Source organism: Streptomyces sp. NPDC025638 (assembly GCF_055558775.1).
In genome coordinates this window covers 485,933-499,948 of sequence record NZ_JBVHLX010000001.1, presented here as the reverse complement: position 1 = coordinate 499,948, position 14,016 = coordinate 485,933, and the positions used below count along the sequence as shown (strand labels likewise).

The window sequence follows — 14,016 nt, the reverse complement described above, 5'->3', positions numbered from 1 at the left end:
TCCTCAGCGGCAGGCACCACGGCCTCAACCACCTCAGCAGACGCAGGCGCACCAGCAGGCGCAGAAGCACGACGAGAGGCACGCCGACGCGTACGGGCGACCGGCACGGCCTCCTCGACGGCGGCAGGCGCCTCGACGACCTCGGCCTCGGCCTCGGTCTCCGCGAGCTCGGTGGTCTCGGCGGCCGGTATGGCCGGCGTGACGACTTCGGTCACGGTCTCTGCCTCGGCGGGCGGTCCCGCCGGGCGGGTTGCGGCACGGCGCCGCCTCCGCGGCGGCAGGGTGTCGCTGGGGGTGTTCAGTTCGGAACCCTCGTTGGGTTCGGTCGATTCGAGCATGCGGGCGTTTCTCCCGTCAGGCTCCCGGGCGCCGCGCCTGGTCCGGCGTCGATCGGATCGATCGACCGCCGTTGACGTCCGCGGCCCGCGCGATGCGCGATGGCCGCCGTCCGGGGCGCGGGCGCCACACGGGAGCTCTCTGTGTCCTGTCTCGTCGGTTCCGTACGCCATGTCGCGTACGGCCTGGCGAAAGTCTTCTGGTCGGTGCGCTGCCCGACCCAGGTGGCTCCCGAGTACGAGGGCGGCGCTACGACGTCCGTCCTTACGCGGAACCTTCCGGCACCGGCGCCTTCGCGGCGGCAGTCGCGGCGGCCGGGTGCGGCTCGGTCGCTGCTGCCTCGCGGTCGGGCGCGAGCGGGTCGGTCACCGTGCCGGTCTCTTCATCGAACAGCCCCTGCGCCAGCCTGGTCACCGCTGCGGGGACCGGCGGCGCCAGGTCGGCCACGGCGCGGAGACCGGACAGGACGTCGTCGGGTCGTACGGCAGGCGTCACGTGCCGAACAACCAGCCGCAGTATCGCACAGGGCTGGTCGGTCGGCCTATCAGCCTGCGAACTGTGCGTTTCCGCGATCCGCAGGCTCTCCAGGCTCACGACCGCGGAACGGGCGTCGAAGGTGCGGACGCCGTTCTTGGTCGTGCGCTGCACTTCGACGGTCTCGGCCTTCGTGAAGGCCTCGACCGCGTGCTCGACGTCGGCCGGGTCGACACCGTCCAGCCGCAGCTCCCACACGGAAGCCGTCAGCCGGTCGGCGAGCCCGGACGTCCGTGCCTCGACCGCGTCGACGATGTCGAGCCCGGTGGGCAGGGACTCGTCGAGGAGGACGCGCAGCGTCTCCGGGTCGCGGGCCGCGGCGAGCGCGATCTCCAGGTACTCCGCCTCACTGCCCGTGCCGGTGGGTGCGGCATTGGCGTACGAAACCTTCGGATGCGGCGTGAACCCCGCCGAGTACGCCATCGGCACCTCGGCACGGCGCAGCGCACGCTCGAAGGCGCGCTGGAAGTCACGGTGGCTGGTGAACCGGAGGCGGCCGCGCTTGGTGTAGCGCAGTCGGATGCGCTGCACCGCGGGTGCGGGCGGCGGGCCTTCGGGCTGTCGCTTGCCCAGTGTCGTTCAGTCCTTCGTGAGAGCGGTCGTACTGCTACCAAGAGTACGTGTCTCACGCCCCGTGGGTTCCCTCCGGGCCACCGGCTCCGGACGCCGCTGCTCGCCGAACAGCATCCGCCGGACGTCGGCCCGTGCCTGCCGCATCGTCTCGCGGGCGGAGGCCAGGGCCTGCCGGGTGGCCCGCCCCACCGCGCGCCCGGCCTCGGCGGCGGGGCGCAGCACGACGTCCCGGACGACGTGCCCGACCGGGGTGAGGACGGTCCGGTAGACCCACTTCACCGGCTCCACGAACATCCACCGGAAGAGGGTCCCGAGGAACCGCCCGACGACGAGCGAGATCCGCCCGGCGATCCGCCAGGCGTGGCCGAGCGCCTCCCCGATCTCCCGCGCGACGACGGCGAGGACGCGGCCGACGGGCACGAGCACCCAGCGCCACAGGGCGAGGGCGGGCAGGACGACAACGACACGCGTCGTCCAGTACAGGACGGCGCCGATACCGGTGACGACGGCGTTGCCGAGCCACACCAGTGCCCGTCCGACGGGTGCGAGGACCCACTCGTACAGCCACTGGGCGGGTACGACGAGCAGATACCGCACCAGCCAGGCGACGGCGGTGTACACGCCCAGCCCGACGGCGCCGAGCACGATCCCGACGCCCTTCAGCAGCCAGGCGATGCCGCGGCCGATCGGCGTGAGCACACGCGCGTACAGCCACTCCAGGCCGGCGCCGATCCCGCGGCCGATCCAGGCGAGGGCATGCCCGACCGGGGTGAGCACATACCGGTACAGCCAGCCGAGCGGTACCACCACGAGCAGGTGCCCGAGCCAGGCCAGCGCCTTCGCGACCGGCACGACGACGTACCGCCACAGCGCCACCCACGGCCAGACGAAGACGGCCCGGCCGACCCACAGCAGCGCCCGCCCGAGCGGTCGCAGCACGGTGTCGGTCAGGAACCGCCCGGCCACGACGAGGCCGTCCCAGGCCATCCGGATCGGTACGACGAGGACGAGCACGACGATGCGTATGGGAATGCGGAGGGCGACGACCAGGCACCCTTCGGGTTCCTGCCGCCGCGGCTCGGGCGACTTTTCGAACTCCATACCCACGAAGACGCCGCAGCCGCCCGTACGGATCCAGTGGCGCGGTTTCTCCTCTTCTCGTCGCGATCTCGTCTCTTCTCGTCGCGATCTCGTCGCGGCTAGGTCGCGAGCGCCCGCTGCTTGTAGGCCTCGGGATAGCGCTCCGTGAATTTGACGACCGCGACCAGCAGGACCACGGGGACGACCCAGTTGAACCAGTCGTCCATCGACGGGAAGCGGATGGCCAGCCAGGTCGAGAGGGCGATGAGGGCGAAGACCCCGCCCCATGCCGCGGTCAGCACCTGGTTGATGTGCTTGAAGACGGGCGAGTCCCACACCTCGCGGGGCGTCGACTCGCGGGCGTACTGGGCGGTGAAGGGATCGACGAACAGCGATCCCAGCGCCACGGCGGCCACCACCCCGTTGGAGATGACCAGGGCGTATGTCTCCAGCCACAGGAGCTGCGAGCGGTCCAGGGCGAGCGCGAGGACCGTGATCACGGCGAAGAACACGATGCCGACCATGTCCAGGATGTAGAACCTGCCTCGGAGGATGTCCCGCCCCGACAGGACGATCACGGCGATCAGCGCGGCCAGCGCCGCGTACTCCCAGGTGCTGGGGCTCGCGACCACGCCGAAGACGATCCATGGCGCGAACGACAGGAATGCCCCGCCGCTACCGACGAGCTTCTTGGCCGGGGTGTCCGTCGTCGACCGCGTCGACTGCTCACCCATGGCAGTTCCTCCCGTCACCCACCGGGACTCACGCCCCTCCCCTTCCAGCCTGCCGCGGGCGCGGGCCGCGCGCATGCCGTCGGCCCTCCCCCTCCGGAGTGCGTCGCGGGGGGCGGGCTCCTACGGTGAGAGAGGTGGTCCGGGCCTTCCAGGGGGCGTCCTTTGGGGCGGCCGTACGGCGTAGCGGGAGGCAGCCATGACCTACCGGTTCAGCAAGAACGACCAGTACAACTACGAGATCCTGCTCGCCCTTGGCTCGGCGTGGCGGCAGGGCGCCGACATCGGCGAGGTACTGGCCACCACCTCCGTCGCGGCGGACGGCCACGCGGAGAGCTGGTTCTCGGCCTGGACCGCGCTGGCCCGCAGAGTCCGTGCGCGGGCCGAGAGGAGCGCGGCCGAGGAGCGTACGGTGAGCGCCCGGGACGCGTATCTGCGGGCGGCCGGGTACTTCGGCACCGCCCTGGTGGCCGTCGACGGTCTGGCGGACCCCGAGGCGAAGCCGGCCGAGGTGTTCGCGGCGCACCGCGACTGCTTCGACCGGTTCCTGCAGGCCTGCGACCCGCCCGCGGAACGGGTCTCGATCCCCTACGAGGGAGGGTCGCTACCCGGGTACCTCGTCGGCCCGCCCGGAGATCTGGGGCCGCTGCCCACGGTGATCGTCAACAACGGCAGCGACGGCCCGGTCAGTACGGCGTGGACCATGCTCGGGGCGCCGGCGGTGGCCCGTGAGTACCGGGTCCTGCTGTTCGACGGCCCCGGCCAGCAGTCCATGCTGTTCGAACGCGGGGTCACCTTCCGGCCCGACTGGGAGATGGTCATCACCCCGATCGTGGACTTCCTCCTCGCCCGCGGCGACGTCGACCCCCGGCGGATCGTCCTGGCCGGCATCAGCCAGGCCGGCTACTGGGTCCCCCGAGCACTCGCGTTCGAGCACCGGATCGCCGCCGCGGTCGTCGACCCGGGCGTCGTCGCGGTCGCGGACAGCTGGTGGCACACCCTCGGCCCCGAACTGCGCGCCCTGTGGGAGTCCGGCGACCGCGCGGCCTTCGACCAGGTCATGACGGAGGTGCTGGGCAGGGACCCGGCACTGGCCGCGATGTGGCGCTGGCGGGCCAAGCCGTACGGCATCGACTCCCCCTTCGACCTGCTCGCCGAGGTGTCCAAGTACGACGTCATGCCGTTCGTCGGCCTGATCACCACCCCGCTGCTGATCACCGACCCGGACGGCGAGCACTTCTGGCCGGGAGCCTCGCAGCGCCTGTACGACGCGCTTCCCGGCCCGAAGTACCTGGTCCGCTTCACCGAGGAGGAGGGCGCGCACCTGCACTGCGAGCCGATCGGCCGCGCGGTGTTCGAGCAGCGCGTCTTCGACTGGCTGGACGCCCGCCTGGCCTCGGTCGGCCACCCCTAGATCCCCAGGTGTCCGAGCACCGTGCGCAGGGCCCGGGTCACGGCCTCGCGGGACTCGTCGGTGCGGTTGTGGATCTCGAAGCCGTGGATGCCGTGCGGGACGTCGATGATCTCGACGGGAGCCTGCTTCTCCTCCGCCGCGCTCACGAACTTCTCGACCGTGCCGCCGATCTGCGGTGTCTCCAGACCCGCGCGGGTCAGCACCAGGGGCGGCAGTGTCCCGCCGTCGGCCGGGAGCGCGTCGACCGGGTGGAACCGGTCGCCGACCGCGCCCCAGCCCGGAAGCGGGTCCAGGATCGGATAGGTGAGCGCCAGACAGCGCAGCCACGCGGGCGGGGCGGCGATCCAGTCCGCGGCGAGCAGTCCCGCCCCGGAGAAGAACCACAGGGCGATCCGGTCCGGGTCCACACGGGGGTCGGCCCGCAGCAGTTCGACGCCCTCGGCCACGTCGTCCGCGGCCTGCGGGTAGTCGGCGATGCCGTGCAGGCGGTGTCCCACGACCGCGCCCACCGCTCCCCGGCTTGCCGCGAGACGGCCGTAGCCGACGTAGAACGGCGTGTCGCGCAGCCCGGGGTCGCGGTCGCGCGGCACCGGTCCGCCGTGCACGAACAGAACGGCGGGCCGCGGCCCCATCGCGGCGGGCTGCGGCAGATGCAGGTCCAGCCGCCCGTTCCGTACCCTCGGCGCCTCCGGGACGTCGAGCAGGAAGGGACGCAGATACGGCGACTCGTCCTCGGGCGCGGTCAGCCTGCGTCCTTCGCCCGCCGCCGCGCGCAGCAGCACCTCGGCCAGCTCGTCCGGGCAGGAGAGCATCGGCCAGTGGCCGGTGGCCAGTTCGAAGAAGCCCACCTGTGGGTCGGCCAGCTTCCGGAACTGCGGCGGTCCGGTGCGCACCAGCGCCTCGACCGTCTCGATCGTCGTGCCTCCGGCCGTGCACAGGATTCCGGTGGTCGGCACGTCCGCGGCGGCGCCGGTCAGGCGCAGGGGCTGCGTGAGCGTCCGTGGCGGCTGTGGGGCGGCCAGGTCGCTCAGCAGCGCCAGCCGCCGCGGGGACAGTCCTTCCGTGCTGCCCCATCGCTGCCACTCCCGCGGCTTTGGCGCCGGGACCGGCCCGGGGTCGCCGTCCGCGCCGAGCAGGTGGTGCACCGTGGGGTCGGGCACCAGGGTCAGCGCCCGGTCGCCGTCCTCCGGCAGCCCGGCGTCCAGGTAGACGATGCGGGCGACCCGTTCCGGGCGGCGGTCCGCCGCGCCGAGCACCGGGTGGATGGCGTAGTCGTGGCCGACCAGCACCAGTCGGGGCGCGTCGAGGGAGTCGATCAGCCGGACCATGTCCTCGACATGGGTCTCCAGCTCGGCCTCGGGCCGCATGCTCAGCGTCACGGGGTACGCCTCCGCGCCGGACTCACGCAGCGGGCCGGTCACTTCGCTCCAGATCCGTTCGTTGGTGAACGGGCCGGAGACCAGGATGAATACGGACATCAGCACCTCCAGGGGCGGGTTGCGTCGCGGGTAACCTAGGAACTCCCCCTGAGGGAGGTTCAACTCTTGTCCGCAGACGGCACCCTGAGCATCGGCGAACTCGCCGCGCGGGCGGGGACCACGGTCAAGACGGTCCGCTTCTACTCGGACCGGGGCCTACTGCCCGAGGCCACCCGGAGCACCGGAGGCCACCGCCGATACCGCCCCGAGGCGCTTTCCCGGTTGCGTACCATCCGGTCACTGCGCTCCCTCGGCGTGCCCGTTCCCGAGATCGGGCGCGCTCTCGACGCCGGGGACAGCGGCTCCGGGGACGGCCTGGAGGCGGTGGTTGCGCGCCGGCTGGACGACCTCGGCACCGAACTGGCCGCCCTGCGCTGGCGCGAGGCAGCCCTGCGGGCCCTGCACGAGGGCGCCCCGGAACAACTGGCGGAACGCCTGCAGCTGATAGGGGCGGTCAGCGTCCCTCCGAGCACCTCCGCACTCGCGCACTACTGGCGCCGTCTGCTGCCGGTGCGTCTCTCGGCCCGGCTGCGCTCCGCGGTCACCGAGGCGGCCGTACCGCAGCCGCCCGCCGACCCGACTCCGGAGCAGGTCCTCGCCTTCGCCCGGCTGCACGCCCTGGCGAAGGACGCCACCGACCACTGCCTCACGTCCCACCGGCCCGCCCCCGCCGCGCACCCTGATCTGCTCTACGACGGCCTGTACGAGGCCTACCAGTTGGTGGAGACCGCTCTGCGGGCCGACCGCTCCCCCGGCCCGGGCGAGGCCCTGGACTGCTACGTCGCCGCCCACGCCCGCGCCTTTGACACCCGGGACACCCCCGGCTTCCGCCGCGTCCTCACCGTCCGGCTGGCCGCCGCGGACCACCCGGTGATGTCCCGCTACTGGCAACTGGCGGGAGAGCTCACGCCCCACCCGACCCTCGGCGCGGCGGACCTGTGGCTGCGCGAGGCGCTGACCGCGGGCACAACAGCGCCCTGAGCCTCACACGCAACTCGGCCCTCTCCCTTGCCGGGAGAGGGCCGAGAGGCCCGGGTGGGGCTCAGGGCTTGGTGCGCCGCTGTGCATGCGCTGCATGCCGGGGCCGGCATCCGGACGAGACCTGTCCGACCAGTTCCCAGAAGCACACCAGGGCGGTGACCGGCGGCAGTCCGACCATCACGAACGCCAGGTGGGAACGCGAGGAATGGCTGATGGAGAGCGCCACGGCCATGGCGGACGCGGCCAGCATGACGCACCAGGACCGCCGGGTGTCCCGCCGCTGAACCGTGGCCCGCACGATGGACAGGGCCGCCACGAACCACGGTCCGTAGACCATGAGCGGCCACCAGCGCGCCAGCTTCGGGGGCAGCACGGACAAGGCGATGCCGTGCAGTTGGCCGTACGAGTAGGCGATGGACCACCCGAGCATGCACGCCGCGCACACCAGGATCGCCGCGATCAGGATCGTCACGTGCGTGACCCGCTGGCCGCCGTCGAGGAAGTGGGAGTCCGCACGGAGCCGCCGCCGATTGCTCCTGCGGTGCGGTCGGTCCGGCGGGATGTGCGTGGGTTCCTGGCTGGTCGCGGTGGACAGCATCTGGGCCAGCTCTTCGTCCAGGTCCCAGGCCTTCTGCGTCATGTCCGGCTGTACTGGGTTGGTCCAGGACTGCTGGGGGTACGAGACCGCGTCGTAGACAGGCTGGCTCAGGTCGTAGACAGGCTGGTTCAGCGTGTCATGGTCGGTTCTCAGGGCATAGTGAAGATCATACAGACCGGCTTCATCATAATTCCTGTCCATTCGAAAGCCCTCCGCGCCCAGGTTCAGGAAGTACGGTCCAGAGCACGGGATCCGATCATGACCGGTACGGCGCCGGCGCCGGCGCACCGATCCCGCATCGCTCTCATATATTCACTTTCCAACTTCCTGATCTCATCCAGAAAATCATCCAAAAGATCGGAGTAGTAACCGAGCCCCGCAGCAACGCCCGCCAGCGTGTGGCCCTTGACGTAAGGCGACTGGTTCACGGCTCCACACCCTTCTCTCCCTGTCACGGTCACTTAACGAGTACCACCGGAGGCGAGGCGTGTGGCATTCGGGTAATTGCGTCACCCGGAAGAGTTGTCCCGGTCTCCGATGAGCAGATTTACGCGCGATCGGTATGAATTCCTGATAGGGAACCGGAATCATCGATCCGCTTGTAGGAGCGGCGCGGTCCCTCGGGGTGCCGGCCCGGCGGAGGGGGCCCAGTCGGCCCAACGCCGAAGACTCCAGGCACACTTTGCCTGTCGCAGTCCCCTTACCCAGAGGATGAACCACGCATGATCACGCTCAAGAAAGAAGACGGCCCGGCGGATCTGGACGGAGTGACCCACCTGTCCATCGGTGTGTCCTGGGACCCCACCGCCGGCTCCAGCGGTGGCGTGGTGGGCATGCTCCGCCGCAAGACCGGCACCGACCTCGACCTGATCGCCGTCGCCATGCAGGACAGAGACCCGGTGCGCCTCGCCGGACTCGACTCCCTCGACCCCATGGGCAACGGCTCCCTGGTCCACAGCGGCGACAACCAGACCGGACGCGGGGACGGCGACGACGAGACGGTCACGGTCGAGTTCGCCCGTATACCGCCGCAGATCACCTCCATCGTGTTCATCGCCGCCGCCTTCAAGAAGGGCAGTTCCTTCCAGAAGGCCCGCAACATCAGCTTCAAGGTGTACGACGCGACCGGGGGCAGCTCCCAGCAGGTCGCCGACATCTGGCCGAGCCTGCTCACCCAGGACAACGGCTGCGCCGTGGCCAAGGCCGTACGGGTCGCCGGCAACTGGAAGCTCGAAGTGATCAATGTGACGGGGAAGATCAAGCAGGGCGACGAACACGCCCTGATGCGCTTCGCCATCAGCAAGTAATCCGCCCTCGGCAGGCAGCAGGAACGGGCCGTGCCCTGCGCGCACAACGGAAACACACCGCGCGCAGGGCGCCCGATTCAGTGGGCGAGGAGCATGTAGGTGTTTTCGAGTTCGTCCTGCAGCACGTGGGCCTCGCCGGCCACCGGGCGCATGAGCAGGTCCTCGGTGGGGGTGTCGACCTGGTATCGCCAGCCCTGGGGAAGGCTCAGCCGTTCGCCGAGGCCCGCGAGGGAGCCGATCGTCTGGCCCGGGTCCACGATCTGGGAGTAGGCCTGCATGACGTAGGTCTTGCCGTCCGGGGTGAGCAGGCTGTGCACGGGCCTGCCGGCCAGGAACCGGTACTCGGTGTCCCGCTCCACCACGATGTCGACGTAGGTCTCCTTCCCCGGACCGTGCGTCAGTTCGAGTCCCGCGGGGATGCGGACCTTGGCGACCCGTCTGGCCTCGATGCCGCCGAACGTGGCGACGTCGCCGACGACGAAGGCGCTGAGTTCGTCGAACAGCCAGAAGCGGGGGCCGTTGAGATAGACCACCGGCACTGCGAACTGCTGGGCCAGCGACTGGGGATCCAGGGCCCTCCACCGATCGAGGGGACAGTCGTTGAGGCCGATGGTGTTGTAGACGGCGGCCTCCAGACTGCCGTCGTCACCCGGGGAGATGAGAAGGATCTCGCCGTATCGGACATCGCGCAGATCGCCGAGGTGGGCGGCCGTCGGAGTCGTCTGAGACATGTCTGCTCCTTCGTACGGGCCTTGTCCCGTCGTTCGTCGCAACCCCTCTTGCCCGCCCCTAGGGGAGGCGTTCGAGCGGAGGGCATTCCCACGTCGCGTCCACGACCCAGGGACGGGGCCGGTACATGCGCAGGATGACGAACCAGAGGCCCTGCTCGGGTGTGGGCAGCCAGTTGGCCTCCCGGTCCCGGCCCGGCGACTCCGCCTGCAGATGCAGGGTCAGCCCGCCCTCGGAGTCGTAAACGAGCCCGGGGGTCCGGTCGCCGAGCGAGTAGCGGCGCATGTCGTTGGCGATCAGGTTCATGTCCTCGCCGTAGGCGGTCAGGGACCAGAACCCCTCCACCGGCGGGAGGTTGCCGGGCTCGAAGCGCAACCGGTAGCGGCCGGTGGACAGCTTCGCGCCGTCGGCGTCGTCGTAGCAGAGCAGATAGACCGCCTCTGCGGGGTCGTTGGCGGTGATCCCGACCAGTGACTGGTCGGCCGCGCGCTTGAGGAAGTCGTCGCCGAAGCGCCCTATCTCAGGCGGCGGATAACGCCAGCCGTTGACCAGACGCGCCCAGTCGCCGCTGAGCATCTGCTGCTTGAGCAGCGGCATCCCGGTGGCGGCGGCCCGGATCAGGGACCGCTTGACGATCTCGGGCTGCAACTCGACGTCGAGCCCGGGCCCGATGCCGATCTCGGCGAACTGCCTCAGCAGCACCTCGTGGTGCGCGGGCGGCGGGTTCTCGGCCAGCATCGCGTTCAGGGTCTTCCAGGGAGCGAGGGGGTCCTTGGCCGGGTCCACGGGCTCCAGCACGTCACGACGTGCCGGAAGCGTGTGCCCTTCCTGCCCGAACAGGCTCAGCGGGGTGAGCCGGTACTGCTCCTGCAGCGCGCGGACCTCGGGCACGTCCTCCTCACCGGCGACGAGCGTCCGGCCCAGCACCAGAACCCAGGGGCTGGGCGCCTGTGCCGTGCGCCGCACTCCGTCGGGCAGTTGCCCCTCCCACCCCGGTCCCGTGATGGCGAAGTGCCCCGCCTGTGAGCCGGTGGTGCGCTGGCCGACGTAGTCGAAGTTGTCCGAGGTGATCCCGGCCAGTTCGAACGTGAAGTACCTGTCGCCCATGTCCGGATGCGACAGCACGACCGGCTCCGCGCTCACATCGACCCAGGCGAGCGAGTACAGGGTGTCGTTGTTGGGGCAGCCACCGTCCCGATAGGAGGCGTCCATCAGCCGCCGCGCGTGCCAGAAGTGGTTGACGGCCGCGTACGGAACGGTCTCCGGATCGCGTTCCTGCGTGACCCACTGGTGGCGCAGCTGGGCGTTGTACAGGTACGGGAATCCGTAGACGTAGGCCTGCTCGCCCAGCGTGTAGGCGTACTCCCCGCGCCAGTCGTCCACCCGCCCGGTCAGGATCGGCGTCAACGCCTGGCGCAGCGCGGGCAGGACATCGGTCAGCCGGCGGGCGCGCTCCAGCGTGGCCTTGGGGTGGGCAACCGCACGCCCGGCCGTCCGTGCCGCCGCGACGGCCGCGCCCGCCATGTCGCCCGGCGTACGCCAGGGAGAATGTGCCTTCGACGATTGTGATATGTCAGCTATGTCAGCCATGTCAGTCATCCTCCCTCGGCTTCCTGCTCGCCGCAGCCGGAGGCGTTCGCGGGCCGCCCACCCCGACGTCACCGGCCCGGACGCGCTGAAGCTGATCGAGGGCGGGACCGCGGACATGATCGTCCGTGAGGCGCTGTTCCTGACCACCCTCACCTCCTGAACGGCCTCCACCTGGGAGTTCCTGATGTCCAAAGCGATCACTTTCTCCGAGTACGGCGCGCCCGAGGTGCTGCGGCTGTCGCAGGTCACCGCGCCGGAGCCCGGCCCGGGTCAGGTCCGGATCCGGGTGCGGGCCGCGTCCGTGAACCCCTTCGACCTGAAGTTCCGGTCCGGTCTGATGGCCGGCAGCGTCCCCGCCCGCTTTCCCGTGGTGCCCGGCCTGGACGCGGCCGGTGTCGTCGATGCCGTCGGCGAGGGAGCCGAGGCCGCCGTGGGGGACGAGGTCCTCGGTGCCACCGTCGGCGGCAGCTACGGCGAGTACGCCCTGCTCGACCGGCCGGTGGCCAAGCCCCAGGCCCTGTCGTGGGAAGCCGCCACCTCGCTGGTCACGGTCGGCCGGACCGCGTTCCGTGTCCTGCGCCAGCTGGGTGTGCAGGCCGGCCAGACCCTGCTCGTCCATGGCGCCGCCGGCGGCGTCGGCACCGTCGCGGTGCAGTTGGCCGTCGCCGACGGCATCACGGTCGTCGGAACGGTCGGCGAGCACGACATCCAGCGCGTCACCTCACTCGGAGCCACCGCCGTCCGCTACGGCGACGGCTGGGTGGAGCGGGTGAAGGCCCTGGCTCCCCAGGGGGTCGACTTCGTCCTCGACGCCTCCGGCGCCGGCGTGCTCGCCGACTCCGTCGCTCTGACCGGGGACAGCGCACACGTCATCACCATCGCCGACACGTCCGCCGCGGAGCACGGCGTCCGCTTCAGCGCCGGTGACTCCGACCAGGCCGAGGAGCCCCTGCCGGAGCTGGTGCGGCTGGCCGCCGCCGGCAAGCTCACCGTGCCGATCTGGCGCACCTACCCCCTGGCCGAAGCGGCACAGGCCCACACGGACCTGGAGGCTCACCGCAACCGCGGCAAGGCCGTCCTGCTGCCCTGACCCCACTCGGCGACCGTCCGGACCCCGGCCGATCGTCCGGACAGGTGTCATCGGACCACCGCCCGACGGCCGTGGGCGCGGCGCGACGGCACGGCGGCGTGCGGCGCCGTAGAGGTGGACCATGGAAAGCCGCGATGCGGATGTGTGCGTGATCGGCGCGGGGTTCGCGGGTCTGGCCGCCGCGCGGCAACTGGCGCGAGCCGGCCGCCGGGTGATGGTCCTGGAGGCCCGGGACCGGGTGGGCGGGCGCGTCTGGAACCGGCGGATGCCCGGCGGCACGGTGGTGTCGGCGGGCGGCACCTGGCTGGGCAAGGGCCAGGAGCGGATGTTCGCCCTCTGCCGGGAGTACGACCTGCCGGTGTATCCCCAGCACGAGGAGGGCGACCAGATCGTCCGCCTCGACGGCGCCAACCACCGCTACCGCGGCACCATCCCCAAGGTCGGCGCGGGAGCCGTCGCCTCCCTCGCTGTGGCCTTCGCCCGCCTGGACCGGAAGGCGCGCCGCCTCCCCGTCGACACCCCCTGGCAGGCCCGCGGTGCCCGGGCGATGGACGCCCGCACGCTCGCGCAGTGGCTCTCCTCCCCCGTCAACCTGCCCTCGGCCACGGCCCGCAGACTGGCCGCGGCGACGATGAGCCTGCTGTTCTGTGCCGACCCGGCCGAGGTCTCGCTGCTGGGCTCGCTCGTACTGGCCCGTGGCGGCGGCGGGTTCACGTACTACCTCGACAGCCGGCGCACCGAGACCCACCTGGTCGACGGCGGCGTACCGGAGCTCGCCGTGCGGATGGCCCAGGGTCTGGGTGAGGCGGTACGGCTCTCCTGTGCTGTCACGCGCATCACCCAGAACGGCGACGACGCCCAGGTGACCGGCGACGGGCTCACCGTACGGGCCCGGCAGGTGATCGTGGCGACCCCGCCCGCGACGGCGGCGCGGATCGTCTACGACCCGCCCCTGCCCGCCGTCCACAGCCATCTGCTGCAACGGCTGGTCCCCGGCGCCGTCATCCGGGTGCACACCGTCCATCCCGAACCGTTCTGGCGCGGCCAGCAGCTCTCCGGGCAGACCCTGGCGCCCCAGTCACCGGTGGCCGTCACCATCGACCAGACCCCGCGCTCGGGACGGCCGGGTGTGCTCAGCAGCTATGCGTTCGGCCCCAGCGCCCTGCACCTGGGCCGACTGGGCGCCGAGCAGCGGCGCGAGCTGTGGCTGGCGGCGCTCGCCGAACGCTTCGGCCCGCAGGCGCTGACGCCCACCGACTATCTGGAAACGGACTGGTCGGCCGAACTCTGGTCGCTCGGCGGGATGATGGCCCACTTCGCCCCCGGTGTTCTCACCACCTACGGCAGTGCGCTGCGCCGGCCGGTGGGCCGTATCCACTGGGCGGGCACGGAATCCGCCACCCTGATGCATGGACTGATGGAAGGCGCGGTGCGTTCCGGCGAACGGGCCGCCCACGAGGTTCTGCTCCTGGACTAGATACTCATTTTTCTATTCCCGGCCTTCACCGTTTATCAGCCGGCAAGAAGTCACCGTCGAGCTCAATTAGCGTGTCGGGCAATATCGCCGTGGTCACC

General features: G+C 71.1%; 14 protein-coding genes and 1 pseudogene. 6 read left to right on the top strand and 9 right to left on the bottom strand.

Annotation, left to right across the window (positions count from 1 at the left end; genetic code table 11):
* The 4 genes and pseudogenes from ACZ4EG_RS02240 to ACZ4EG_RS02225 all read right to left on the bottom strand — a co-directional run.
* Nucleotides 1-338 (bottom strand): annotated as a pseudogene (locus ACZ4EG_RS02240) (hypothetical protein); the annotation flags it as partial.
* Nucleotides 339-600: 262 nt separating this feature from the next.
* Complete coding sequence (locus ACZ4EG_RS02235) at nucleotides 601-1,401, bottom strand: TIGR03936 family radical SAM-associated protein (RefSeq protein WP_467789225.1); 801 nt, start codon at nucleotides 1,399-1,401, stop codon at nucleotides 601-603.
* A gap of 48 nt (nucleotides 1,402-1,449) precedes the next feature.
* Nucleotides 1,450-2,544 (bottom strand): hypothetical protein, encoded by a 1,095-nt coding sequence (locus tag ACZ4EG_RS02230; protein WP_467789224.1) that lies wholly within the window; start codon nucleotides 2,542-2,544, stop codon nucleotides 1,450-1,452.
* Between the two features lie 98 nt (nucleotides 2,545-2,642).
* Nucleotides 2,643-3,257, bottom strand: a complete 615-nt coding sequence (locus tag ACZ4EG_RS02225) for a hypothetical protein (RefSeq protein WP_467789223.1) — start codon at nucleotides 3,255-3,257, stop codon at nucleotides 2,643-2,645.
* A gap of 196 nt (nucleotides 3,258-3,453) precedes the next feature.
* Here ACZ4EG_RS02225 and ACZ4EG_RS02220 point away from each other — a divergent pair, with 196 nt between their 5' ends.
* Nucleotides 3,454-4,668 carry an alpha/beta hydrolase family protein gene (locus ACZ4EG_RS02220; protein WP_467789222.1) on the top strand — a complete coding sequence of 405 codons (1,215 nt, stop codon included), beginning with the start codon at nucleotides 3,454-3,456 and terminating at the stop codon, nucleotides 4,666-4,668.
* Here the strand turns inward: ACZ4EG_RS02220 and ACZ4EG_RS02215 are convergent.
* Nucleotides 4,665-6,146: an alpha/beta hydrolase gene (locus ACZ4EG_RS02215; protein WP_467789221.1), complete on the bottom strand. Its 1,482-nt coding sequence runs from the start codon at nucleotides 6,144-6,146 to the stop codon at nucleotides 4,665-4,667. The two genes, ACZ4EG_RS02220 and ACZ4EG_RS02215, sit on opposite strands and share 4 nt — an antisense overlap.
* A 66-nt stretch (nucleotides 6,147-6,212) precedes the next feature.
* Between ACZ4EG_RS02215 and ACZ4EG_RS02210 the strand changes: the two genes are divergently transcribed.
* Complete coding sequence (locus ACZ4EG_RS02210) at nucleotides 6,213-7,127, top strand: helix-turn-helix domain-containing protein (protein WP_467789220.1); 915 nt, start codon at nucleotides 6,213-6,215, stop codon at nucleotides 7,125-7,127.
* A gap of 61 nt (nucleotides 7,128-7,188) precedes the next feature.
* On the opposite strand, the gene ACZ4EG_RS02205 is transcribed toward ACZ4EG_RS02210, so the two are convergent.
* Both ACZ4EG_RS02205 and ACZ4EG_RS02200 read right to left on the bottom strand, forming a co-directional pair.
* Nucleotides 7,189-7,767, bottom strand: coding sequence for a DUF2637 domain-containing protein (locus ACZ4EG_RS02205; RefSeq protein ID WP_453551680.1), 579 nt, complete (start codon nucleotides 7,765-7,767; stop codon nucleotides 7,189-7,191).
* 182 nt (nucleotides 7,768-7,949) lie between these two features.
* Complete coding sequence (locus ACZ4EG_RS02200; RefSeq protein WP_467789219.1) at nucleotides 7,950-8,153, bottom strand: hypothetical protein; 204 nt, start codon at nucleotides 8,151-8,153, stop codon at nucleotides 7,950-7,952.
* Between the two features lie 294 nt (nucleotides 8,154-8,447).
* Here ACZ4EG_RS02200 and ACZ4EG_RS02195 point away from each other — a divergent pair, with 294 nt between their 5' ends.
* Nucleotides 8,448-9,032, top strand: coding sequence for a TerD family protein (locus tag ACZ4EG_RS02195; RefSeq protein ID WP_390706584.1), 585 nt, complete (start codon nucleotides 8,448-8,450; stop codon nucleotides 9,030-9,032).
* Between the two features lie 77 nt (nucleotides 9,033-9,109).
* Here the strand turns inward: ACZ4EG_RS02195 and ACZ4EG_RS02190 are convergent, their stop codons facing one another.
* Together ACZ4EG_RS02190 and ACZ4EG_RS02185 are read right to left on the bottom strand one after the other, a co-directional pair.
* Complete coding sequence (locus tag ACZ4EG_RS02190; protein ID WP_453551672.1) at nucleotides 9,110-9,763, bottom strand: hypothetical protein; 654 nt, start codon at nucleotides 9,761-9,763, stop codon at nucleotides 9,110-9,112.
* A gap of 58 nt (nucleotides 9,764-9,821) precedes the next feature.
* Nucleotides 9,822-11,285 carry a DUF1254 domain-containing protein gene (locus tag ACZ4EG_RS02185; RefSeq protein WP_467789218.1) on the bottom strand — a complete coding sequence of 488 codons (1,464 nt, stop codon included), beginning with the start codon at nucleotides 11,283-11,285 and terminating at the stop codon, nucleotides 9,822-9,824.
* A 64-nt stretch (nucleotides 11,286-11,349) separates the two neighbouring features.
* Here ACZ4EG_RS02185 and ACZ4EG_RS02180 point away from each other — a divergent pair, with 64 nt between their 5' ends.
* The 3 genes from ACZ4EG_RS02180 (at nucleotide 11,350) to ACZ4EG_RS02170 (ending at nucleotide 13,918) form a co-directional block, all read left to right on the top strand.
* On the top strand, nucleotides 11,350-11,511 hold the full coding sequence (locus ACZ4EG_RS02180) for a hypothetical protein (RefSeq protein ID WP_453551667.1): 162 nt from the start codon (nucleotides 11,350-11,352) through the stop codon (nucleotides 11,509-11,511).
* 24 nt (nucleotides 11,512-11,535) lie between these two features.
* A complete protein-coding gene (locus ACZ4EG_RS02175) occupies nucleotides 11,536-12,441 on the top strand; it encodes a quinone oxidoreductase family protein (RefSeq protein WP_467789217.1) in 906 nt (301 codons plus the stop codon).
* A gap of 121 nt (nucleotides 12,442-12,562) precedes the next feature.
* The gene (locus ACZ4EG_RS02170) at nucleotides 12,563-13,918 is read left to right on the top strand and encodes a flavin monoamine oxidase family protein (protein ID WP_467789216.1); all 1,356 of its coding nucleotides are present in this window, start codon (nucleotides 12,563-12,565) and stop codon (nucleotides 13,916-13,918) included.
* Nucleotides 13,919-14,016 lie beyond the last annotated feature (98 nt).

Bases quoted from the DNA above. Each gene is read 5' to 3' on its own strand.
- ACZ4EG_RS02170 (WP_467789216.1), top strand. From the start codon at position 12,563: ATGGAAAGCCGCGATGCGGATGTGTGCGTGATCGGCGCGGGGTTCGCG.
- ACZ4EG_RS02180 (WP_453551667.1), top strand. From the start codon at position 11,350: ATGTCAGTCATCCTCCCTCGGCTTCCTGCTCGCCGCAGCCGGAGGCGT.
- ACZ4EG_RS02225 (WP_467789223.1), bottom strand. From the start codon at position 3,257: ATGGGTGAGCAGTCGACGCGGTCGACGACGGACACCCCGGCCAAGAAG.
- ACZ4EG_RS02175 (WP_467789217.1), top strand. From the start codon at position 11,536: ATGTCCAAAGCGATCACTTTCTCCGAGTACGGCGCGCCCGAGGTGCTG.
- ACZ4EG_RS02190 (WP_453551672.1), bottom strand. From the start codon at position 9,763: ATGTCTCAGACGACTCCGACGGCCGCCCACCTCGGCGATCTGCGCGAT.
- ACZ4EG_RS02185 (WP_467789218.1), bottom strand. From the start codon at position 11,285: ATGGCGGGCGCGGCCGTCGCGGCGGCACGGACGGCCGGGCGTGCGGTT.
- ACZ4EG_RS02230 (WP_467789224.1), bottom strand. From the start codon at position 2,544: ATGGAGTTCGAAAAGTCGCCCGAGCCGCGGCGGCAGGAACCCGAAGGG.
- ACZ4EG_RS02195 (WP_390706584.1), top strand. From the start codon at position 8,448: ATGATCACGCTCAAGAAAGAAGACGGCCCGGCGGATCTGGACGGAGTG.
- ACZ4EG_RS02215 (WP_467789221.1), bottom strand. From the start codon at position 6,146: ATGTCCGTATTCATCCTGGTCTCCGGCCCGTTCACCAACGAACGGATC.
- ACZ4EG_RS02220 (WP_467789222.1), top strand. From the start codon at position 3,454: ATGACCTACCGGTTCAGCAAGAACGACCAGTACAACTACGAGATCCTG.
- ACZ4EG_RS02205 (WP_453551680.1), bottom strand. From the start codon at position 7,767: ATGACGCAGAAGGCCTGGGACCTGGACGAAGAGCTGGCCCAGATGCTG.